General features: G+C 69.6%; 19 protein-coding genes. 14 read left to right on the forward strand and 5 right to left on the reverse strand.

Features of this window, described 5'->3' with window-relative positions; translation table 11 throughout:
- Nucleotides 1-289: 289 nt before the first annotated feature.
- Nucleotides 290-1,246 carry a Bug family tripartite tricarboxylate transporter substrate binding protein gene (locus tag ABIC63_RS10080; RefSeq protein ID WP_294371838.1) on the reverse strand — a complete coding sequence of 319 codons (957 nt, stop codon included), beginning with the start codon at nt 1,244-1,246 and terminating at the stop codon, nt 290-292.
- A 232-nt stretch (nt 1,247-1,478) separates the two neighbouring features.
- Here ABIC63_RS10080 and clpB point away from each other — a divergent pair, with 232 nt between their 5' ends.
- The 3 genes from clpB (at nt 1,479) to ABIC63_RS10095 (ending at nt 6,006) form a co-directional block, all read left to right on the forward strand.
- Nucleotides 1,479-4,100, forward strand: a complete 2,622-nt coding sequence (gene clpB, locus ABIC63_RS10085) for an ATP-dependent chaperone ClpB (protein ID WP_354319634.1) — start codon at nt 1,479-1,481, stop codon at nt 4,098-4,100.
- 154 nt (nt 4,101-4,254) lie between these two features.
- Nucleotides 4,255-4,602 (forward strand): hypothetical protein, encoded by a 348-nt coding sequence (locus tag ABIC63_RS10090; RefSeq protein ID WP_234197022.1) that lies wholly within the window; start codon nt 4,255-4,257, stop codon nt 4,600-4,602.
- 51 nt (nt 4,603-4,653) lie between these two features.
- Nucleotides 4,654-6,006 (forward strand): amidase, encoded by a 1,353-nt coding sequence (locus tag ABIC63_RS10095; RefSeq protein ID WP_294371691.1) that lies wholly within the window; start codon nt 4,654-4,656, stop codon nt 6,004-6,006.
- Nucleotides 6,007-6,019: 13 nt separating this feature from the next.
- Here ABIC63_RS10095 and ABIC63_RS10100 read toward each other — a convergent pair whose 3' ends face one another.
- Complete coding sequence (locus tag ABIC63_RS10100) at nt 6,020-6,802, reverse strand: transporter substrate-binding domain-containing protein (RefSeq protein ID WP_354319635.1); 783 nt, start codon at nt 6,800-6,802, stop codon at nt 6,020-6,022.
- Between the two features lie 139 nt (nt 6,803-6,941).
- Here ABIC63_RS10100 and ABIC63_RS10105 point away from each other — a divergent pair, with 139 nt between their 5' ends.
- The 4 genes from ABIC63_RS10105 to ABIC63_RS10120 all read left to right on the forward strand — a co-directional run bounded on the left by ABIC63_RS10105 (nt 6,942) and on the right by ABIC63_RS10120 (nt 10,129).
- Nucleotides 6,942-7,727 (forward strand): enoyl-CoA hydratase/isomerase family protein, encoded by a 786-nt coding sequence (locus ABIC63_RS10105; RefSeq protein WP_354319636.1) that lies wholly within the window; start codon nt 6,942-6,944, stop codon nt 7,725-7,727.
- 38 nt (nt 7,728-7,765) lie between these two features.
- Complete coding sequence (locus ABIC63_RS10110; protein ID WP_354319637.1) at nt 7,766-8,953, forward strand: acetyl-CoA C-acyltransferase family protein; 1,188 nt, start codon at nt 7,766-7,768, stop codon at nt 8,951-8,953.
- A gap of 85 nt (nt 8,954-9,038) precedes the next feature.
- Entirely contained in the window at nt 9,039-9,638 is a 600-nt protein-coding gene (locus tag ABIC63_RS10115) for a DUF938 domain-containing protein (protein ID WP_354319638.1), read from the forward strand.
- A 137-nt stretch (nt 9,639-9,775) separates the two neighbouring features.
- Nucleotides 9,776-10,129 carry a VOC family protein gene (locus ABIC63_RS10120; protein WP_354319639.1) on the forward strand — a complete coding sequence of 118 codons (354 nt, stop codon included), beginning with the start codon at nt 9,776-9,778 and terminating at the stop codon, nt 10,127-10,129.
- A 40-nt stretch (nt 10,130-10,169) separates the two neighbouring features.
- Here ABIC63_RS10120 and ABIC63_RS10125 read toward each other — a convergent pair whose 3' ends face one another.
- A complete protein-coding gene (locus ABIC63_RS10125; RefSeq protein ID WP_294371677.1) occupies nt 10,170-11,069 on the reverse strand; it encodes a LysR family transcriptional regulator in 900 nt (299 codons plus the stop codon).
- 109 nt (nt 11,070-11,178) lie between these two features.
- Between ABIC63_RS10125 and ABIC63_RS10130 the strand changes: the two genes are divergently transcribed.
- Nucleotides 11,179-12,192, forward strand: coding sequence for a TerC family protein (locus ABIC63_RS10130; RefSeq protein ID WP_294371674.1), 1,014 nt, complete (start codon nt 11,179-11,181; stop codon nt 12,190-12,192).
- A gap of 72 nt (nt 12,193-12,264) precedes the next feature.
- Here ABIC63_RS10130 and ABIC63_RS10135 read toward each other — a convergent pair whose 3' ends face one another.
- Entirely contained in the window at nt 12,265-12,459 is a 195-nt protein-coding gene (locus ABIC63_RS10135) for a hypothetical protein (RefSeq protein WP_354319640.1), read from the reverse strand.
- 98 nt (nt 12,460-12,557) lie between these two features.
- Between ABIC63_RS10135 and ABIC63_RS10140 the strand changes: the two genes are divergently transcribed.
- Nucleotides 12,558-13,481, forward strand: a complete 924-nt coding sequence (locus ABIC63_RS10140; RefSeq protein WP_354319641.1) for a MurR/RpiR family transcriptional regulator — start codon at nt 12,558-12,560, stop codon at nt 13,479-13,481.
- On the opposite strand, the gene ABIC63_RS10145 is transcribed toward ABIC63_RS10140, so the two are convergent.
- Nucleotides 13,468-14,298, reverse strand: a complete 831-nt coding sequence (locus ABIC63_RS10145) for an HAD-IIA family hydrolase (RefSeq protein ID WP_354319642.1) — start codon at nt 14,296-14,298, stop codon at nt 13,468-13,470. The genes ABIC63_RS10140 and ABIC63_RS10145 overlap by 14 nt on opposite strands.
- Before the next feature lie 187 nt (nt 14,299-14,485).
- On the opposite strand from ABIC63_RS10145, the gene ABIC63_RS10150 reads away from it, so the two are divergent.
- The 5 genes from ABIC63_RS10150 to ABIC63_RS10170 all read left to right on the forward strand — a co-directional run bounded on the left by ABIC63_RS10150 (nt 14,486) and on the right by ABIC63_RS10170 (nt 20,060).
- The gene (locus ABIC63_RS10150) at nt 14,486-15,421 is read left to right on the forward strand and encodes a phosphate/phosphite/phosphonate ABC transporter substrate-binding protein (RefSeq protein ID WP_354319643.1); all 936 of its coding nucleotides are present in this window, start codon (nt 14,486-14,488) and stop codon (nt 15,419-15,421) included.
- Nucleotides 15,422-15,465: 44 nt separating this feature from the next.
- Nucleotides 15,466-16,311 carry a phosphonate ABC transporter ATP-binding protein gene (locus tag ABIC63_RS10155; protein WP_354319644.1) on the forward strand — a complete coding sequence of 282 codons (846 nt, stop codon included), beginning with the start codon at nt 15,466-15,468 and terminating at the stop codon, nt 16,309-16,311.
- On the forward strand, nt 16,308-17,345 hold the full coding sequence (gene phnE / locus ABIC63_RS10160) for a phosphonate ABC transporter, permease protein PhnE (protein ID WP_354319645.1): 1,038 nt from the start codon (nt 16,308-16,310) through the stop codon (nt 17,343-17,345). Before ABIC63_RS10155 ends, phnE begins: the two co-directional genes overlap by 4 nt.
- Nucleotides 17,346-17,533: 188 nt before the next feature.
- Nucleotides 17,534-17,746, forward strand: coding sequence for a hypothetical protein (locus tag ABIC63_RS10165; RefSeq protein WP_294371655.1), 213 nt, complete (start codon nt 17,534-17,536; stop codon nt 17,744-17,746).
- A 61-nt stretch (nt 17,747-17,807) separates the two neighbouring features.
- Complete coding sequence (locus ABIC63_RS10170; protein WP_354319646.1) at nt 17,808-20,060, forward strand: phosphocholine-specific phospholipase C; 2,253 nt, start codon at nt 17,808-17,810, stop codon at nt 20,058-20,060.
- Nucleotides 20,061-20,196 lie beyond the last annotated feature (136 nt).

The raw sequence follows: 20,196 nt of genomic DNA on the forward strand, positions 1-20,196 counted from the left end.
CTTCATATTGCAAACAAATGCAATATTCCTCGAACTTAACGTGGAGCCGGGCGGGTGTTAACGCTTTCGGTTGACGTTTATTAACATTTCCGACGAGCGGTTTTCAAGGCGCGACGAGTGGCACGGGCTGCGCTCGGCTTTGGCAGACGGGCGGGACACGTCCCCCGTGCATCGGTGGGCGTGCCCGGCAGCCCGCGGCCGTCCCGTCCGAGGGCGGACATGAAAAAGCCCCGGGACCGGAAGCCGCGGGACAAGTGGGACGTCGGCCGCGCCAGGGCGGCCCACCGGCTCACTGGGGCTGGAAGCCGCTGTCCTTGATGATGCGTTCCCAGGTCTGGGTGTAGCTGCGCACGCGCCCGGCGAATTGGCCCTGCGGCTCGTAGTTCACATGCAGGCCCATGTCGACCAGCTTCTTCTTGGTCTCGGGCTGCGCCAGCACTTTCTGCAGCGCCGCGCTGAACTTGTCGATGACCGGCTGGGGCGTGCCCACGGGAGCGAAGACGCCATACCAGGGATAGTCGTCGAGGTTCTCGAAGCCCAGTTCTGTGAAGGTCGGCACCTGCGGCAGCAGCGGATCGCGCTTGGCGCCGATGGCGGCCACCACGCGGACCTTGCCGGTGCGCTGCAGTTCCATCAGGTCGGGCACGCCCGCGATGCCGGCGGCGATCTGGTTGCCCATCATGTCGGCCAGCAGGGGCGCGCCGCCGCGGTAGGGTGCGGCCTGCACGTCGATGCCGTACTTCTTGCCGATCAGCTGCGTCAGGAAGACTGGGATCGAACCCGGCGCGGGCACGCCGATGGAGTCCTTGCCGTCCTTCTTGGTCTTCACCCACTGGACGTATTCCTGGATCGTCTTGGCGGGCGTGCCGCCCGAGACGGCCAGCACGTTGGAGAAGGTGGCGATGCCGGCCACGGGCGTGAAGTCGGCCGCGGGGTTGAAGCCGGGGTTCTTGGTCACGGCCGGCAGGATCGAGATCGTGTGGTCGTGCGACACGAAGAAGACATGGCCGTCGGCCGGCGCGGTCTTCAGGTACTGCGCGGCGATCTGTCCGCCCGCGCCGGCGCGGTTCTCCACCACCACGGGAGCGCCCAGCTCGTCCTTGAGCTTGTCGGCGATGGTGCGGGCCAGCGCGTCGGTGCCGGCACCGGCCGGGAAACCGACCAGCAGGCGGATCGGACCGGTCGACTGGGCCTGGGCCAGACCGGCGGCGACCAGCAGCGCGCCCAGTGCGAAGGTGCGGCGCATCAGGCCCGGACGAAAGACAGAAGGCAGGGACATGGGGCAGAACTCCGAGGAAAAAAGCGAGCGTACCCGCAACAGGGGCAGGGGACCGACTCGTTTGTTGAAGGAATGATCCATGGTTTCACCAATGGATCATGTGAGAGGTTTGAGCCAACGCAAGAGATGTGCCCGCGCTGGTCTTGAATCGTCCGCGGCCAGCCCAATCTCCCCGTCAACCCGGAGGTTTTTCACCACCATGCGCCAAGACAAACTCACCACCAAGTTCCAGGAAGCCCTGGTCGACGCCCAATCGCTCGCCCTGGGCAATGACAACGCCTACATCGAACCCGCCCACCTGCTGCTGGCCATGCTGCGCCAGAGCGACGGCCCGCGCCCGCTGCTGGAGCGCGCCGGCGTCAACGTGCCGGGCCTGAGCCAGGCGGCCGCGCAGGCCGTCAAGAACCTGCCGCAGGTGCAGGGCGGCGACGGCGTGCAGGTCGGCCCCGAACTCGGCCGCCTGCTTCAGGCCACCGAGAAGGAATCCATCAAGCGCGGCGACCAGTTCATCGCCAGCGAGCTCTACCTGCTGGCCGTGGCCGATGCCAAGGGCAGCGTGGGCGACATCGCCCGCCAGAACGGCCTGACGCGCAAGTCGCTCGAAGCGGCCATCGACGCCGTGCGCGGCGGGCAGTCGGTCAACAGCGCCGACGCCGAGGGCCAGCGCGAGGCCCTCAAGAAGTACACGCTGGACCTCACCGAGCGCGCCCGCATCGGCAAGCTCGACCCGGTGATCGGCCGCGACGAGGAGATCCGCCGCGCCATCCAGGTGCTGCAGCGCCGCAGCAAGAACAACCCCGTGCTGATCGGCGAGCCCGGCGTGGGCAAGACCGCCATCGTCGAAGGCCTGGCCCAGCGCATCGTGGCCGGCGAGGTGCCGGACTCGCTCAAGGGCAAGCGCGTGCTCTCGCTCGACCTGGCGGCGCTGCTGGCCGGCGCCAAGTTCCGCGGCGAGTTCGAAGAGCGGCTCAAGAACGTGCTCAACGAGCTGGCCAAGGAAGAAGGCCAGGTTATCGTCTTCATCGACGAGATCCACACCATGGTCGGTGCCGGCAAGGCCGAGGGCGCCATGGACGCGGGCAACATGCTCAAGCCCGCCCTGGCGCGCGGCGAGCTGCACTGCATCGGTGCCACCACGCTCGACGAATACCGCAAGTACATCGAGAAGGACGCCGCCCTGGAGCGTCGCTTCCAGAAGATCCTGGTGGGCGAGCCCAGCGTGGAGGACACCATCGCCATCCTGCGCGGCCTGCAGGAGAAGTACGAGGTGCACCATGGCGTGGAGATCACCGACGCGGCCATCGTCGCGGCGGCCGAGCTGTCCAACCGCTACATCACCGACCGCTTCCTGCCCGACAAGGCCATCGACCTGATCGACGAGGCCGCGGCCAAGATCAAGATCGAGATCGACTCCAAGCCCGAGCAGATGGACCGGCTGGACCGGCGCCTGATCCAGCTCAAGATCGAGCGCGAGGCCATGAAGAAGGAGACCGACGAGGCCTCCATGCGCCGGCTCGAACTGCTCGACCAGGAAGTGGCCAAGGTGCAGAAGGAGTACTCCGATCTCGAGGAGATCTGGAAGTCCGAGAAGGCCGCGGCCCAGGGCTCGGCCCAGATCAAGGAAGAGATCGACAAGCTGCGCTTCCAGATCGAGGAATCGACCCGCAAGGGCGACTTCAACAAGGTCGCCGAGATCCAGTACGGCCGCCTGCCCGAGCTGGAGAAGCGCCTGAAGGAAGCGCAGGCCAAGGAGGCCGGCGCCGACGGCAAGGGCAGTGGCAACCGCCTGCTGCGCACCGAAGTGGGCGCGGAAGAGATCGCCGAAGTGGTGTCGCGCTCGACCGGCATCCCGGTGTCCAAGATGATGCAAGGCGAACGCGAGAAGCTGCTGCGCATGGAAGACAAGCTGCACGAGCGCGTGGTGGGCCAGGACGAGGCCATCACCGCCGTGGCCAACGCCATCCGGCGCTCGCGCTCGGGTCTTTCGGACCCCAACCGGCCGACCGGCTCCTTCCTCTTCCTGGGCCCCACGGGCGTGGGCAAGACCGAGCTGTGCAAGGCGCTGGCGGGCTTCCTCTTCGACAGCGAGGACCACCTGATCCGCATCGACATGAGCGAGTTCATGGAGAAGCATTCGGTGAGCCGGCTGATCGGCGCGCCCCCCGGCTACGTGGGCTACGACGAAGGCGGCTACCTTACCGAGGCCGTGCGCCGCAAGCCCTACAGCGTGGTGCTGCTGGACGAGATGGAGAAGGCCCATCCGGACGTGTTCAACATCCTGCTGCAGGTGCTGGACGACGGCCGCCTGACCGACGGCCAGGGCCGCACCGTGGACTTCAAGAACACGGTGATCGTGATGACCAGCAACATCGGCTCGCCCATCATCCAGGCGATGGCAGGACGCGACCAGCAGGAGGTGAAGGACGCGGTGTGGGACGAACTGCGCAACCACTTCCGCCCCGAGTTCCTGAACCGGATCGACGAGACGGTGGTGTTCCACGGCCTGGACGCGAAGAACATCGAGGCCATCGCCGCCATCCAGTTGCAGGTGCTCAAGGCGCGCCTGGCCAAGCTGGAGATCGGCCTGGACGTGGCGCCGGCCGCGCTGGCCGAGGTGGCCAAGGTGGGCTTCGACCCGGTGTTCGGTGCGCGGCCGCTCAAGCGGGCGATCCAGCAGCGCATCGAGAACCCGCTGTCGAAGCTGCTGCTGGAAGGCCGCTTCGGCCCAAAGGACGAGGTGCGCGTCACCGTGGACCCGATCCGCGAGCCGGGCGCCTTCCACTTCGCCAAAGCGGGCGAGAGCGCCGAGGCGGCTGCCTGAATGCCGGGCGTGTCGTGAGGCAGGGGGCCTGCGTCCATCCAGGGCGCAGGCCTTCTTGCTTTTGCGAACTGCGCGCACGCCGGGCGCCGGCCGCTTCTTTTCAATTCGTATCGATGCGGAACCCCTGGGTGCCGCCTTCGCCTAAGCTCTCATGATGAACTTCCTGATCCGAATCGTCCTCGTCCTCATCGGCCTCGTGTTTGCGGCGAGCCTCGCCGTGGCAGCGCTGCTGCTGGCGGCCGTGCTGATGGTTCGGAGCCTGTGGGCGCGGCTGACGGGTAAACCGGTGTCGCCTCTGGGTGCGGCGGTGTTCGGCAGCCGCTTCGATCCGCGCGCCGGCTTCGAGCGCTTCCGCGCCGCGGCCGAGGCCCGCAAGCCCGAGCGCACCGCGGCCGACGAGATGGCCGCGCGGGCCCGCGGCGAGCTGGTGCCTGCCGGCCGTCGCGGCTTCAACGCCGACGTGAGCGACGTCAGCGCCCGTCCGGTCGGCCGCGACGACTGAGCATTCTTGCGGGCGTGCGGCCCGCCGCCGGGGCGTGCTAGAAACGCCCGCATGACCTCCGCGCTTCCTCCCATTACCGAACTGCGCCGGCGCATCGCTGGCGGCGCCCTGACGCACACGTCGCTGGTCGAGCAGGTGCTCGAAGGCGCCTCGGCGCCGGCCGCCGGCCACGTCTTCACCCGCCTCTATCCCGACGCCGCGCGGGCGGCCGCGCACCATGCCGATGCCATGCAGGCCGCCGGCGTGCCGATGCCCCCGCTGGCCGGGCTGCCGGTGTCGATCAAGGACCTGTACGACGTGGCCGGCGAGGTCACGCTGGCCGGCTCGGTGGCCTGCAAGGGCGAGCCGCCAGCCACCCGCGATGCAGCGGCAGTGGCCAGGCTGCGGCTTCAGGGCGCCGCCATCGTCGGTAAGACCAACATGACCGAGTTCGCCTTCTCCGGCGTGGGCATCAATCCGCACTACGGCACGCCGCGCAATCCGGCCGATGCGCAGGTGGCGCGCATTCCCGGCGGCTCCTCCAGCGGCGCGGCGGTGTCGGTGGCGCTCGGGCTGTCGGTGGGCGCGCTGGGCTCGGACACTGGCGGTTCGATCCGCATCCCGGCCGCGTTGTGTGGGCTGGTGGGCTTCAAGAGCACGCAGTCGCGCACGCCGCGCGACGGGGCCTTCGAGCTGGCCCGCTCGCTGGACACCGTCTGCGCCATGGCGCGCACGGTCGAGGACTGCCTGACCCTGGACGCCGCCCTCGCCGACACGCCGCTCGTCGTGCATCGGCGCGACAGCGTGGCAGGGCTGCGCTTCGCCGTGCCTGCGTCGCTCATGTTCGATGGCGTCGAGCCCGCGGTGGCACGCGCCTTCGACCAGGCGCTGTCGCGCCTGTCGGCTGCAGGCGCGCTTGTGACGGAATTGCCGCTGAATGAATTGACCGAGATCTCCCGCATCAACGCGCCCGGGGGCTTCTCGCCGGTGGAGGCCGCGGCGGTGCACCGCCGCCGCATCGGCGCCCGGCGTGCCGAGTACGACCCCCGCGTGGCGGCCCGCATCGACCTGGGCATGTCGGTGGGCGCGGCCGACTACATCGCCATGCAGGACGCGCGCCGCGACTGGATCGTGCGCATGGAGGCGGCCGTGCAGGGCTTCGACGCACTGGTCTGCCCGACCGTGCCGATCACCGCGCCGGCCATCGACGAACTGCTGGCCAGCGACGAGGCCTTCTTCAAGGCGAATGGCCTGCTGCTGCGCAACACCTTCGCCATCAACTTCCTCGACGGCTGCGCCTTCAGCCTGCCCTGCCAGGCGCCGGGCGAATTGCCGGTGGGGCTGATGCTGGCCTCGGTGCGGGGTGACGATGCGCGGCTGGCAGCGGCCGCGCTGGCCGTCGAGGCCGTGCTGGCTCAGTCCTGAGCCCGACCGGCGATCACTTCAGCCACTTGTCCGCGGCTTGCCGCAGCGCTCCGCGCGTCTCCATCTGGTCCCAGACGAAGTTCATCACGCGCAGGTAGTCGGCATCATCGGCCGGCAGCATGAAGCCCAGCTTGCTCGGTGGCGTCAACGGCGCGTCGATGAAGGCCGCGTGCAGGCGCGGATCGGCCTTGGCGTAGACCAGCGCTTCGTAGGTCTCGGTGATCATGACGTCGCCCTTGCCCTCGGCGATCAGCGCGGGGATCTCGGCGTTCTTCTCGTGCGTGCTCACCTGCGCCGCCTTGAGGTTCTCCAGGACGAAGGCCTCGTTGGTGCCGCCGGGGTTCTTGATGACGCGCACGCCGGGCTGGTTGAGCGATTCGAGCGTGGTGAACCTGGCCTTGTCGGCCGCGCGCACCAGTGCCACCTTGCCGAAGGGCGCGTAGCCTGGGAGCATCGCCACCACGCGCATGCGGGTCACGTTGCGGGTGATGCCGCCCACGGCCAGGTCGTACTTGTCGGCCTGCATGTCCTTGAGCAGGTTGGGCCAGGTGGTGGGCACCCATTCGATGCGAACGCCCAGTTCCTTCGCCATGCGCTCGACCAGGTCGATGTCGTGGCCCGAATAGCCGCTGTCGGTCTTGATGGCGAAGGGCCGGTAGTCGCCCGGCGTGCCGACACGCAGCACCTTGGTGTCCAGCACGCGGTCCAGGCGCGGGCCGGCGTGGGCGGTCGAGATCAGGGTGAGGCCGGCCACCAGGGCGGTGGCCGCGAAGGAGAAGAAACGACGGGTGAGCATGGGCGGTGGCTCTTTGGGAAGTGGAAGTGCGCGCATTGTGCGGCGCTCCCGCCGCGCGCCGCAGGAGCCCGTCCCTAGAATCCGGCGGCCCGCGCGTGCATCGCCGGCAGCGGGCGTCCTTCATCGGAGACAAACGAGCATGAGCGACGACACCTACCCCCTGCTGCTCTCGCGCGAAGGCGCGGTGGCCATCCTCCGCTTCAACCGGCCCCAGGCGCTCAATGCCATTGACGTGCCCATGGCCCAGGCCTTCCTGGCGGCCGTGCGGGGGTTGGCCGCCGATCCGGGCGTGCGGGCCCTGCTGTTGTGCGGCGAGGGCAATGGCTTCATGGCGGGCGGCGACCTGGCGGTGCTGTCGGCCGATCCGCAGGGCGGCGCCGCCGCGTTGATCGGGCCGCTGCACGAGGCCCTGCAACTGCTCGCCACGCTCGACCTGCCCGTCATCGCCCAGGTGCATGGGGTGGCGGCCGGTGCGGGCCTCAGCCTGATGCTGCAGGCCGACTTCGTGCTCGCCGCCAAGGGCACCCGTTTCAACCTGGCCTACGTCAACATCGGCGCCAGCTGCGACGTCGGCGCGTCGTGGGCACTGCCCCGCTGGGTGGGCCTGCGCCGTGCGCTGGAGATCGCCCTGCTGGGCGACATGCTGGATGCCGACGCAGCCGAGCGCATGGGCCTGATCAACCGCGTGGTCGAGGCCGACGCGCTGCCGGCCGAGGCCATGGCGCTGGCGCAGCGGCTGGCCGCCGGCCCCACCCGGGCGCTGGGCCAGCTGCGGCGTCTCCTGCGCGGCAGCACGGAACGCGATCTTCCGGCACAGTTGGCGGCCGAGGAGGCCGCCTTCCAGGCCTGTGCCGCCACGGCCGATTTCCGCGAGGGCGTCGACGCCTTCTTCGCGCGGCGCAAGCCCGCCTTCCAGGGCCGCTGATCGCGGCACCGCTCCCTTTTCACGACGAGGACCCCACCATGACCCCACGCGACATCTACGTCGTCGGCACCGCCCGCACGGCCATCGGCACCTTCGGCGGTGCGCTCAGGGACGTGCCCAACACCCAGCTCGCCACCACCGCCGTGAAGGCCGCTCTCACGCGCAGCGGCGTGGCGCCCGACGCCATCGGTCATGTGGTGATGGGCAACGTGATTCCCACCGACACCAAGGATGCGTACCTCAGCCGCGTGGCCGCCATCGATGCCGGCTGCCCCATCGAGACGCCGGCCTTCAACGTCAACCGGCTGTGCGGCTCGGGCCTGCAGGCCATCATCTCGGCGGCGCAGGCCATCGCGCTGGGCGACTGCGACATCGCCATCGGCGCCGGCTCCGAGTCGATGAGCCGCGGCCCCTACTTCGACACCGCCGCCCGCTACGGCGCCCGCATGGGCGACGTGCAGCTGGTGGACTACATGCTGGGCATCCTGCACGACCCCTGGCAGAAGATCCACATGGGCATCACGGCCGAGAACGTGGCCGAGCGCCACGGCATCACGCGCGAGCAGCAGGACGCGCTGGCCGCCGAGAGCCATCGGCGCGCGGCCGCGGCAATCGCTGCCGGTCGGTTCAAGGACCAGATCGTCCCGGTCGAGATCAAGACCCGCAAGGGCGTGGTGGTCTTCGACACCGACGAGCATGTCAAGGCGTCCACCACCGTCGAGGTGCTGGCCGGCATGAAGCCCGCCTTCAAGAAGGAGGGCGGCACGGTCACGGCCGGCAACGCCTCGGGCATCAACGACGGGGCCGGCGCGGTGGTGCTGGCCGAGGGCGAGCGCGTCAAGGCGCTGGGGCTCAAGCCGCTGGCGCGCCTGGTGGGTTATGCCCATGCAGGCGTGGAGCCGGCCTACATGGGCATCGGCCCGGTGCCGGCCACGCGCAAGGTGCTGGCACGCACCGGCCTGAAGGTGAGTGACCTGGACGTCATCGAGTCCAACGAGGCCTTCGCCGCCCAGGCCTGCGCCGTGATGAAGGAGCTGGACTTCGATCCGGCCAAGGTCAACCCCAACGGCTCGGGCATTTCGCTGGGTCATCCGGTGGGCGCGACGGGGGCCATCATCACCGTCAAGGCACTGGCCGAGCTGCACCGGGTGCAGGGCCGCTATGCGCTGGTGACCATGTGCATCGGCGGTGGCCAGGGCATCGCCGCGATCTTCGAGCGCGTGTGAGAGACGCCCGCGTGGCCGCTTCCAAGGGCATCTGCATACAGGGCGCGCTCATGGCGTCCAGGCACAGCAGGCGAGGGCCGGTGCGATGCCGGGACTGATCACCAGCCCGGCGGCCGAGCGCAACAAGGGCCCCATCCTGGCCGAACTGCTGCGCCTGCTGCCGGTGCGCGGCCATCTGCTGGAAGTGGCCGCCGGCACGGGCCAGCATGCGGCGCACTTTGCTGCGGCCCTGCCGGAATGGACCTGGTTGCCCACCGAGCCCGACGCCACCATGCTCCCCGCCATCGCGGCGCGCTCGGCAGATCTGCCGCAGGTCGCGGCGCCGGTGGCGCTGGATGTGCGTGAGGCCTGGCCCGTCGCCCCGGCCAGCCTGGACGCGGTGTACTGCGCCAACATGGTCCACATCTCCCCCTGGGACTGCACCGAAGGACTGATGCACGGCGCGGGCCGGGCGCTGCGGCCGGGCGGGCTGCTGGTGCTCTATGGACCCTATGTGGTCGAGGGCGAGCCGCTGGCGCCCAGCAATGCGGCGTTCGACGCCGACCTGCGCCGCCGCAACGCCGCCTGGGGACTGCGGACACTGGCCGATGTGACCGCGCAGGCGGCCGAAGCCGGACTCGATCCGCTGGAGCGGTTGGACATGCCGGCCAACAACCTGTTGCTGGCTTTCAGGCGGCGGGGCTGAGGCGCACGGCGCGCTTCGCGGCCCGCCGACGGGGGCGGGCGAAGGCGGGTTGCAATCCTACGCAGCGGCACTCCGGCGTCCCTCGCGCCTTCCCCTGGCGCGGATTCATAGTGCGTGCGCAAACTGCTCAGACACCCATGCGCATCACCAACATGCTGGCCGGCGTGGCCGTGAAGGACCTGGACCAATCCATTGCCTGGTATGCGCTGCTCATCGGCAGCGCGCCCGTGCGCCGCGACGCCGAGATCGCCGAATGGCGTTTCGAGGGTGGTTGCTGCCTTCGCCTTGTGCGGCAGTCCGCCGGCGGTACGGGCGCGTCGGTCACGATGGTGGTCGACGACCTGGACCAGCAGCTGGAACAGATGGATGGCGCTGGCGTGCGCCCCACCCGGCGCCAGGATGCCGACGCCGTCCGCATCGCCTTCCTGCGCGATCCCGATGGCAACCAGCTGGTGCTGGCGCAGGTGTTGAGCGCGGCGCTGGCGTGCTGAGCGCTTCTTCCAACCTTTTGAACTTCCGGTCGGTGCTTCGTCAACCGCGCTGACGGGCGTGCGCCTCGATCTGCTGGACGAGGGGATGGTGCTGCCCTCGCCGTGACCGGATCAGATGGATTTCTTCCTGAAGTTCGTCACTGCGACCGAGCAGCCGGAGCCCCCGCATCAGCCCCAGGTCTCCAGCCCCTAGCCGGCTGACGGGAAACACCCCCAGTCCGCGGGCCGCGAACACCGCCAGCAACGCCGAATCCTCGAACTCGCCCGCGACGCGCGGGCGCATGCCATGGCGCTCGAACCAGCGCTCCAGCTGCGGGCGCAGCGCGGAATGTGCGGTCGGCAGCAGCACGGGCAGATCGCCCAGGCTCTGCGGAAACTCGCGCATGGCGGCGGCGCGCACCAGCGCCGCCGGCCCCCACCAGTCGACCGGTGCCTCGGCGATGCGATGGCTGCTCAGCCGCAGGGCCGGCCTGGAGGGCGCCGGCTGGCCAGCCAGCACCATGTCGAGGTGGTGCATGGCCAGCTCGCCCAGCAGCTGTTCGAGCTCGCCCTCATGGCAGACCAGGCGCAGCGCGGGGGTCTGCAGCACCGGCTCCACCATCGCATGGGCGGCCAGCTTGGAGATGCCGTCCGACAGCCCGATGGCCAGGCGCACCGCCGGCTCCGTGGCGGCCTGGCGGACCAGCTCGGGCAGCTCCTGGCCAAGCTGGAAGATCTCCTCGGCCCGCTGCAGCGCGGCCATGCCCGCTTCGGTCAGCGCGACGCTGCGGCCCTCGGGCTTGAGCAGCTGGTGACCCAGCGACTTCTCCAGCTCGCGCACCTGGGCGCTCACCGTCTGCACCGCCACGCCCAGCCGGGCGGCCGCCTTGGAGAAGCCGCCCTCGCGCGCCACGGTCCAGAAGTAGTGCAGGTGCCGGTAGTTGAAGTCGTAGGACGCCATGCCTTGAAGTTTCGTAAAAACCGAAGAGTCGTTCCACCTCCGGCTGGTTTTTCTTGAGCGGACGGCTGGGCATCATCGCCGCCAGTTCCACTCCATCACCACCGACACCATGGAAACCCTGCTCTCCTTCCTTGCGGCCGACTTCCTCGGCCGGCCGGCCGGCCTCTGGCTGGCCTTCATGGCCATCGTGGTCACCCTGCTGGCGCTCGACCTGGGCGTGCTGCACAAGGGCGACCGCGAGATCGGCGTGCGCGAAAGCCTGCTGCTCTCAGGCGGCTACATCAGCGTGGCCCTGCTCTTCGGCGGCTGGGTCTGGTGGAGCCTGGGTGCGCAGAGCGGCATGGAATACCTCACCGGCTTCATGATCGAGAAGTCGCTGTCGATGGACAACGTCTTCGTCATCGCGCTGATCTTCAGCTTCTTCGCCATTCCGCGGCAGTACCAGCACCGGGTGCTGTTCTGGGGCATCCTGGGCGTGATCGTGCTGCGGGCGCTGCTCATCGGCGCAGGCGCGGCCCTGGTGACGAACTTCAGCTGGGTGCTGTACTTCTTCGGCGCCTTCCTGGTGTTCACCGGCATCAAGATGTGGCGCATGGCCGATGCCGAGCCTGACATCGCCAGCAACCCGGTGCTGCGCTTCCTTCGCGGCCGCATGCGGGTGACCGAGGGCCTTCGTGGCAATGCCTTCACGGTGAAGGAGGTCGACCCCAAGACCGGCCGCGTCGCCCGCTTCGCCACGCCGCTGCTGCTGGCCCTGGTGCTGATCGAGATCGTGGACCTGGTGTTCGCCGTGGACTCGGTACCGGCCATCTTCGCCATCACCACCGACCCGTTCATCGTCTACACCAGCAACATCTTCGCCATCCTGGGCCTGCGTGCGCTGTACTTCGCGCTGGCCGCGATGATCCATCGATTCCACTACCTCAAGTACGCGCTGGCCCTGGTGCTGGTGTTCATCGGCACCAAGATCTTCCTGGTGAACTTCATCGGCAAGTTCCCGCCGGTGATCTCGCTGGCGGTGACCTTCGGGCTGATCGCGGGTGGCGTGCTGTACTCGCTCTACCGGACGCGCGGCCAGCAGGCCGAGACGCCGCAGTTGCCCGGCCCGTCCGCCGCGCGCTGACCGTCTGCAGTCCCGCACGAAGCGGCCGGGATGGGCGCCCCGGCCGCTTTTTTTTTGGGCGGCGTCGGGCGCTCAGCCGCCGGACTGCATCTGCTGCAGCGCCTGCTGCCCTGCATAGAGCGCCGACATCATGGTGGGGAAGGTGCCGAGCGATTCGCACAGCGGCACGTCCTCCTCGTCCAGGCGTTCGACGATCAGCCAGGCATAGCGGCGGTAGGGTGGTGGCGTCTGCGCGGCGAGGACGGCGAACTGCTGGGAAGGCGACATGGCCGGCAGCTTGGCGGGCTTTCAAGTCGGCCTCATGAAGGCGCCGGTGGCGGCCCTGCGGCCGGGAGCGCCATGTCCGCCGGGTAAGCTCGCGCCCCATGAAGCGCAGCAGCCCCGCCCGACCGTCCAACGCCAAGACCCCTGCGCCTGCGCCCCAGCCGGTCGCAGCCGGCGGGCAGGCCCTGGCGGTGCTCGCGCGCATCGAGACGCTGTGGTCCTCGCTCGGGCCGGTGGGGCAGCGCATCGCCAGCTTCATCGCCAACCATCCGCGCGAGGTGGTGCACATGTCGGTGAGCGAGGTGGCCGAGCGCACCGGCTCCAGCGAAGGCAGCGTGGTGGGCCTGTGCAAGAACCTGGGTGCCACCGGCTTCCAGCAGGTCAAGATCGCCCTGGCCCAGGAGATCGTGCGGCCGGTGCAGTTCATCCACGAGGACCTCGATCCGCAGGACACGGCCGCGGGCGTGATCCGCAAGATCTTCCAGAGCAACATCCAGACCTTGCACGACACCCAGGCCTCGCTCGACGCGGCGGCGCTGGAGCGTGCGGTCAGGCTATTGCGCCAGGCCGAGCGCATCGAGATCTACGGCATCGGCAGCTCGGCCACCATTGCCGAGGATGCGCACTACCGCATGCTGCGCATCGGCCTGAATGCCAAGGTGGTGGTCGACTCGCATGTGCAGGCGATCTGCGCCTCGCTCACCGATGCGAAGGTGGCGGTGCTGACCATCTCGCATTCGGGCAGCACGCACGAGACGGTGACGGCCACGCGGCTGGCCAAGGAGGCGGGCGCCTCTACCGTGTGCATCACCAACTTCGGCAAGTCGCCGCTGCAGGCCTTCGCCGACGTGGTGCTGTTCACCATGGCACGCGAGACCCATTTCCGCACCGAGGCCATGACCAGCCGGCTTGCGCAACTGGCCATCATCGATGTGCTGATCGCGTGCTTGGCGCTGTCGGACTACGACACCGCCGTGCGCACACTGCGCCAGACCTTCGACGTGCTGTCGATCAAGCGCTACTGAGCTGCACCGGCGCCGCTGGCGGGGCCGCCAGCTGTGCCACGGAGGCGGCGTGGGCGCTGGGCGCATCCCCCACCAGCAGGCAGGCCAGGCCCAGCCGGGCCGCACCGGCGGCGTCGGTGGCCGGGTTGTCGCCCACCACCAGCGTGCGGGCCGGATCGGCGCCCAGGCAGCGCAGCCCCTGCTCGAAGAGAAGCGGCTCGGGCTTGCCCACGACGCGCCAGGGCCGCACGCCGCTGGCGGCCACCACGGCGGCCAGCAGCGCGCCTGTTTCCGGCACCAGCCGGCCCTGCGGACCCGGATGGCTGGTGTCGGCATTGGCCACCAGCAGGCGGGCGCCTCCACGCAGCTCGTGCACCACGGCGGACAGCCGGGCATGGCTGAAACGCAGGTCCAGCGCCAGCAGCACCACGTCGGCCTCTGTGGCCACCGGCCGCAATCCGCGCCCCACCGCGAGCCGCTGCAGTGCCGCGCTGCCCACCACCATCACACGCGCGCCGGGCTGCTGCCGCGCCAGCAGTTCCACGGCGCATTCGCCGGCCAGCACGATGCGCCCGGGCGGCACGCGCAGGCCCAGCCGCCGCAGGCGCAGCGACAGGCCCTGAGCCGTGTGCGTGGAGTTGTTGGAGACGATGGCGAAGCGGCCCTCGAAGCGCGCGAGCAGCTCGGCGGAGCCGTCGATGGCTTCGTTCTGCCGCACCAGCGTGCCGTCGAGGTCCAGCAGCAGGTGGTCGGCCCGTGCCAGCGCGTCGCGGACGTAAGCGCCCGTCTTCTGCAGGGGGTGCCGCGGCGGGCGGGCGAGGGAAGCGAAGGTGTTCATGAATCGCGGGGCAGTTGGCCGGCGGGCAGGGCGCCGGCGTGGGGCGCGATTCTATTGAGTAAAGCTCAGCATATGGCATTAAATGAAATGAGCTTATTTCATTTGCCTGTCATCTTGGCTTCCTAAGCTCACCGGCATCCGAGCGGCACCGGCCCTCGTCCCCGCCTCAGCAACGAAGGAATCCACCATGAAGAAGCTCCTGGCCCTCGCGGCCGCCGCCGTCTCGCTCACCGCCGTGCTGGCACTGCCGTCGGCCGCGCAGACCGTCGCCGACGGCTCGCGCGAGCATCCGCTGCGCGTGCTGCTGATTCCCGCGGATGGCGGCACCGAATCGGGCACCAAGGCCGACTACGCGCCGGTCTTCAACGCCGTGAGCCGGGCCACCGGCCTGAACTTCGACCTCAAGGTGGGCCAGTCCTACGGTGCCGTGGTGGAGGGCATGTGCAACCAGCTGGCCGACATCGCCTTCTTCGGGCCGGTGTCGTACGTGCAGGCCCACAAGCGCGGCTGCGCGCAGTTGCTGGCCGTGGGCGTGGAAAAGGGCGCCTCGGTCTACTACGCCGGCATGTTCGCGAAGGCCGATGCGCCGATCGCCACCATCGCGGACATCAAGGGCCGGCGCGTGGCCTTCGGCGATGTCAACTCGGCCTCCAGCTTCACCTTCCAGGTTGCGATGCTGCTGGATGCGGGCATCGATCCGGCGCGCGACTTGGCCGCCATCCGCATGACCGGCAGCCATGCCAGCAGCCTGGCGGCGCTGGTCCAGGGCCAAGTGGACGTGGCCTCGCTCTCCTTCGATTCCTACGAGAAGGCGGTCAAGCAAGGCGCCGTCGATCCGAAGACCATCAAGGTCGTCGCCCGCAGCATGGCCATTCCCTATCCGCCGCTGGCCCTCAACGCCCGCCTGCCAGAGGCGATGAAGACCCGGCTCAAGGAGGCCTTCCAGACCGTCAACAAGGCGCCGGGCGTGACGCCGGAAATGATCCGCGGCTACGGCGGCGCACGCATCGACGGCTACGACACCCGCTTCTCGGAGGACGAGTTCAATGTGGCGGCCGAGAAGCTGGGCCTGCTGACCGACGACCTCAAGGGCCGCATCCTCGCCAAGGCGGCCGAGCGTTGAGCGCCGGCGCCCGCACCACGATCCACGCTGCCGAAGGTCCACCCATGCTGTGTTTCGATTCGGTCGCCCTGCGCCACGCCGACGGCACCCAGGCGCTGGACGGTGTTTCGCTCGATGTGCCCGCCGGGCAGTTCTGCGTGGTGCTGGGGGCGTCGGGTGCGGGCAAATCCACGCTGCTGCGCACGGTCAACGGCCTGGCCCGGCCCACCGCGGGTGAGGTGCGGGTGCAAGGCGCGCTGGTGGCGCCGCGCAACCTGGCCCGCCTGCGTCCGTGCATCGGCATGATCCACCAGCAGTTCAACCTGGTGGCGCGGGCCACGGTGGCGCAGAACGTGCTGTGCGGCGCGCTGCCGGCCATGCCGCTCTGGCGCATGCTGCCGGGCCTGTTCACCGACGAGGCCCGGCGCAAGGCCTGTGCGCTGATCGAGGCCGTCGGCCTCGGCGAGGAGCATCTGCTGCGCCGGGTGAGCGAACTCTCCGGCGGGCAGCAACAGCGCGTGGGCATCGCGCGCGCCTTCATGCGCGATCCGCCGCTGGTGCTGGCCGACGAGCCGGTCGCCAGCCTCGATCCGCAGACCAGCCACGACGTGCTCGACCTGCTGCGCCGACAGGCGCGCGAGCGCGGCGCCACCGTGCTGTGCAGCCTGCATCAACTCGATCTGGCGCGCGAGTTCGCCGACCGCATCGTGGCGCTGCGCCGGGGCCGCGTGGTGTTCGACGGCGTGCCGCAGGCCTTCGGGCAGGGCGCCTTCGAGGCGGTGTACGGGCGCGCCGCCGACGCGCCTCCTGCGACCGGGGTGGCGGCAGGCAGTTGCGCGTCCCCTGCGCCGGCCCTGTCGCCGGCGCCGCAGCCCGCGTTGCCGGTCGGTCTTCTGGAGCTTGCGCCATGACCCTCCCCGCATCCCTCGCGACCGACGCGCAGGCGCCCGTGCGCCCCGCGGCGCAGTGGGCCCTGCCGCAGCCCTTCGGCCTGCGCACGCTGCTGGTCCTGGCGCTGGTGCTCGCCGGCGGGCTCTGGGCCGGGCAGCGTGTGGAACTGGGCCGGATGCTCTCGCTCACCGGCGAGGGCATGCTCGCCGCCGTCGGCCTGCGCGAGCAGTCGCAGGTGCTGAACGGGCTGGGCACCATCGCCCGCTCGCTCTTTCCGCCGCAGATTTCCGAGCGCACCGAAGTCGCCCGCATCGAGGGCTTCGATCGCCAGCAGCTGCCCTGGCTTTCGCACATCGAGACCGTGGAGATGCACGAGCCGCGGCTCAATCCGCAGACCCTCGCCATGGAGGACCGGGTGGTGCGCCAGGAGGTGCTGGTCGAGCCGCTGGGCTACCTGTGGCATGTGGCGGCCAAGATGCTGGAGACCTTCGAGATCGCCGCCTGGGCCACGTTGATCGCCATCGTGCTGAGCGCGCCGCTGGCCTGGTGCAGCGCCCGCAACTACGCGCCCAACCGGCTTGTCTACGGCGCTGCGCGGGCCGTGGTCGGCCTGCTGCGCGCGGTCCCCGAGCTGGTGAGTGCGCTCTTTCTGGTGCTGGCCTACGGCTTCGGTCCCATCGCCGGCGTGCTGGCGCTGGCCCTGCACGCGGCCGGCTTCCTCGGCAAGTTCTACGCCGAGGACATCGAGACCGCCGACGACCGCCCGCAGGAGGCGCTGCGTGCCATCGGCGCCGGCCCGCTGGCGGTGATGCGCTTTGCCGTGCTGCCGCAGGTGATGCCGGGCTTCATCGCCTACACGCTCTACGTGCTGGACCGCAACGTGCGCATGGCCACCGTGGTGGGCCTGGTGGGCGCCGGCGGCATCGGGCAGGAGCTCAAGGGCCGCTATGACATGTACAACTACGCGCACGTCGGGACGATCCTGATCGCGATCTTCCTGACCGTGCTCCTGCTCGACCGCGTCGCCGCCCGGCTGCGCAGCCGCTATGGCTGAGCCCTGATCCCGCGCCGGCCGCCGTGATGCGCCGTGACGCGCGTCTGCCAGCGCGCCGGCGTACCCCACCTTCCGCTTCCCCCGTCCGCCCGATGCCGCGTGGCCTGCCCGGCCCTGCGGATCGGCCCTGGCCGCGCCCTGCGCGCGCCTCCTTCTCCCCTCGTGTCCTTCGATCCAAAGGAAACCCCATGAAGACAGCATCTTCCCGGTACGGCCTCGCTGCGGCGGGCCTTCTCCTGTGCCTGACCCTCGGCGCCTGCGGCGGTGGCAGCGGCGGTGGTGGCGGCCTGGCCTTCCTGCCCGGGCAGGGTGCGCCGGCCGGCAACGGCAGTGGCGGTGGCACACCGCCCGCCGCGGGCGGCGGCACGGCCGCCGAGCCTGCGCTCAAGTGCGCGCCCTGAGCCCCCGGCGCACCGCCTTCTTCACCGAACCCCCTGTCGTCCCTGGCGTTGAAAGAACCCCATGAACTCCTCTTCCCGTCGCGATTTCTTCCGCAAGTCGGCCGGCGCGCTCGGCGCGGCCTCGGCCCTGAGCGTGCTGCCGCCCGCCATCCGCAAGGCCCTGGCCGTCGAGGCCGCTGTCGACAAGGGCACCATCGATGACGTCAAGCACATCGTCATCCTGATGCAGGAGAACCGCAGCTTCGACCATTACTTCGGCACCCTGCGCGGGGTGCGCGGCTTCGGCGACCGCTTCCCGCTGCCGCTGTCCACCGGCAAGCCGGTGTTCTACCAACCCAACCCGAGCGGCGGTGCGGACATCCCGCCCTTCCGTCGCGACTCGCGCATTGCCAATGCGCTGATCGGCTCGGGCACGCCGCACAACTTCCCCGACCAGCAGGCCGCCTGGAACCAGGGAAAGATGGACCGCTGGATCCAGTTCAAGAACCAGGCCACGATGGGCTACTACCTGCGGGACGACATCCCCTTCCAGTTCGCGCTGGCCGATGCCTTCACGCTGTGCGATGGCTACCACTGCTCCATCCTCACCGGCACCGATCCCAACCGGATCATTTTCTGGTCGGGCTCCAACTTCAATCCGGAGCTGCGCAAGAAGGGCATCAACAGCACCGATGCCGATTCGGAGCCCGTCAACTCGCGCTGTTGGCCCAGCCCCTCCAACTGGGTCGCCGGCCGCGCGCAGCAGGCGGACGGCTCCGGCCAGGTCGACCCCGGAACGGGCGCCTACAACTACAAGTACGTCAACACCGCCTTCAAATGGGACACGCTCCCCGACGTGCTGCAGCGGGCCGGCATCAGCTGGCACATCTACCAGAACATGAACAACAACTGGACCGGCGCCATGCACGGCTGCCTGGCCTTCCAGAGCGTCCGCACCGCGCAGCCGGGCTCGCCCATCTACGAGCACGGCCTCACGGGTGGCCCGGCCACCGCCGACGGCGCGACCAACTTCCTGGCCCAGCTCAGGCAGGACGTGATCAACAACACGCTGCCGCAGGTCTCGTGGGTGCTGCCCACGCAGGCCCTGGCCGAGCACCCGGGCAGCAGCGAAGGTGTGGCCGGCGCGGCCGACTTCATCGCCGATGTGCTGGACGCGCTCACCGCCAATCCGGCCGTGTGGAGCAAGACGGTGCTGTTCGTCACCTTCGACGAGAACGATGGCTTCTTCGACCACGCGGCCATGCCCGCCGTGCCGTCGTACGACGCCAGTGGCAACCTGATGGGCAAGTCCACCGTGTCGCTGGAGGGCGAGTACTTCGACGCCTCGGTCGGCAGCTACCTCAAGGCCGAGGACACCACCAGTGGCAAGACCCGCCCCTGGGGCCTGAGCTCGCGTGTGCCGATGTACGTGGTCTCGCCCTGGAGCAAGGGTGGCTGGGTCAACTCGCAGGTGTTCGACCACACCTCGGTGGCCCGCTTCCTGGAGCAGCGCTTCCGCATCAGCGTGGACGCCATCAGCCCCTGGCACCGTGCGGTGTGCGGCGACCTCACCTCGTGTTTCGACTTCGCCACGCCCAACGACCCGGTGGTGCCCAGGCTTCCCGACACCAGCAATTACGCGGCCATCAATGCCGCGCAGCGCCTGCTGCCTACCTCGCCGGTGACCACGGCGCCGGCCACGCCGCAGCCGCTCTACCAGGAGACCGGCACGCGTCCCTCGCGTGCGTTGCCCTACGAGCTGCACACCAGCGCGCGCGTGGAGTCGCGCGGCATGGTGCAGCTGATCTTCAGCAACACGGGCAACCAGGGCGCCGTGTTCCATGTCTACGACAAGCTGCACCTCGACCGCATTCCGCGTCGCTACACCGTGGAAGCGGGCAAGCAGCTGTCGGACTACTGGGACGCCGGAGCCACCGATGGCGGCAAGTACGAGCTGTGGGTCTACAGCAGCAATGGCTTCGTGCGCACCTTCAAGGGCGATGCGCTCGCCCAGGACGCGGCCGGCTTCAAGCCCGAGGTGCAGGTCTGCTACGAGCCGGCGGGCGGGCAGGTCTACGTCAAGGTGCGCAACGCCGGCAAGGCCGCCGGCAGCGTCACCGTGACGTCCAACGCCTACCGCAACGACGGGCCGTGGACGCTGGCCGTGGACCCCGGCGCCACCGGCATGCTGCACTGGAACCTGGACGGCAGTGGCCGCTGGTACGACTTCACGGTCGCCGCCGCCGGCATGGAGCGCCGCTTTGCCGGTCGGGTCGAGACCGGCAAGCCCAGCGTGAGCGACCCGGCCATGGCCCTGCACTTGGCCAAGCTCTGAAGCCGGCCACCGCGTCGGAAGAACAAGAGGGGAAGCAGCGTATGAACATGCGACACGACCCACGCGCGCGGCGCGCCGTGCCGCTCCGCTGGGCCTGGCCCTGGTTCTGGCTGCCGGTGGCGGCCTCGCCGCCGCG

It is taken from the genome of Pseudacidovorax sp. 1753 (assembly GCF_040544975.1).
Taxonomy (GTDB): domain Bacteria; phylum Pseudomonadota; class Gammaproteobacteria; order Burkholderiales; family Burkholderiaceae_C; genus Xenophilus.

What these genes read in the sequence shown, in the direction of transcription:
- ABIC63_RS10100 (WP_354319635.1), bottom strand. Translation starts at nt 6,802, where the DNA reads ATGCTCACCCGTCGTTTCTTCTCCTTCGCGGCCACCGCCCTGGTGGCC.
- ABIC63_RS10140 (WP_354319641.1), top strand. Translation starts at nt 12,558, where the DNA reads ATGAAGCGCAGCAGCCCCGCCCGACCGTCCAACGCCAAGACCCCTGCG.
- ABIC63_RS10130 (WP_294371674.1), top strand. Translation starts at nt 11,179, where the DNA reads ATGGAAACCCTGCTCTCCTTCCTTGCGGCCGACTTCCTCGGCCGGCCG.
- ABIC63_RS10095 (WP_294371691.1), top strand. Translation starts at nt 4,654, where the DNA reads ATGACCTCCGCGCTTCCTCCCATTACCGAACTGCGCCGGCGCATCGCT.
- ABIC63_RS10090 (WP_234197022.1), top strand. Translation starts at nt 4,255, where the DNA reads ATGAACTTCCTGATCCGAATCGTCCTCGTCCTCATCGGCCTCGTGTTT.
- ABIC63_RS10120 (WP_354319639.1), top strand. Translation starts at nt 9,776, where the DNA reads ATGCGCATCACCAACATGCTGGCCGGCGTGGCCGTGAAGGACCTGGAC.
- clpB (WP_354319634.1), top strand. Translation starts at nt 1,479, where the DNA reads ATGCGCCAAGACAAACTCACCACCAAGTTCCAGGAAGCCCTGGTCGAC.
- phnE (WP_354319645.1), top strand. Translation starts at nt 16,308, where the DNA reads ATGACCCTCCCCGCATCCCTCGCGACCGACGCGCAGGCGCCCGTGCGC.
- ABIC63_RS10145 (WP_354319642.1), bottom strand. Translation starts at nt 14,298, where the DNA reads ATGAACACCTTCGCTTCCCTCGCCCGCCCGCCGCGGCACCCCCTGCAG.
- ABIC63_RS10125 (WP_294371677.1), bottom strand. Translation starts at nt 11,069, where the DNA reads ATGGCGTCCTACGACTTCAACTACCGGCACCTGCACTACTTCTGGACC.
- ABIC63_RS10135 (WP_354319640.1), bottom strand. Translation starts at nt 12,459, where the DNA reads ATGTCGCCTTCCCAGCAGTTCGCCGTCCTCGCCGCGCAGACGCCACCA.
- ABIC63_RS10105 (WP_354319636.1), top strand. Translation starts at nt 6,942, where the DNA reads ATGAGCGACGACACCTACCCCCTGCTGCTCTCGCGCGAAGGCGCGGTG.
- ABIC63_RS10110 (WP_354319637.1), top strand. Translation starts at nt 7,766, where the DNA reads ATGACCCCACGCGACATCTACGTCGTCGGCACCGCCCGCACGGCCATC.
- ABIC63_RS10165 (WP_294371655.1), top strand. Translation starts at nt 17,534, where the DNA reads ATGAAGACAGCATCTTCCCGGTACGGCCTCGCTGCGGCGGGCCTTCTC.
- ABIC63_RS10170 (WP_354319646.1), top strand. Translation starts at nt 17,808, where the DNA reads ATGAACTCCTCTTCCCGTCGCGATTTCTTCCGCAAGTCGGCCGGCGCG.
- ABIC63_RS10155 (WP_354319644.1), top strand. Translation starts at nt 15,466, where the DNA reads ATGCTGTGTTTCGATTCGGTCGCCCTGCGCCACGCCGACGGCACCCAG.
- ABIC63_RS10115 (WP_354319638.1), top strand. Translation starts at nt 9,039, where the DNA reads ATGCCGGGACTGATCACCAGCCCGGCGGCCGAGCGCAACAAGGGCCCC.
- ABIC63_RS10150 (WP_354319643.1), top strand. Translation starts at nt 14,486, where the DNA reads ATGAAGAAGCTCCTGGCCCTCGCGGCCGCCGCCGTCTCGCTCACCGCC.
- ABIC63_RS10080 (WP_294371838.1), bottom strand. Translation starts at nt 1,246, where the DNA reads ATGCGCCGCACCTTCGCACTGGGCGCGCTGCTGGTCGCCGCCGGTCTG.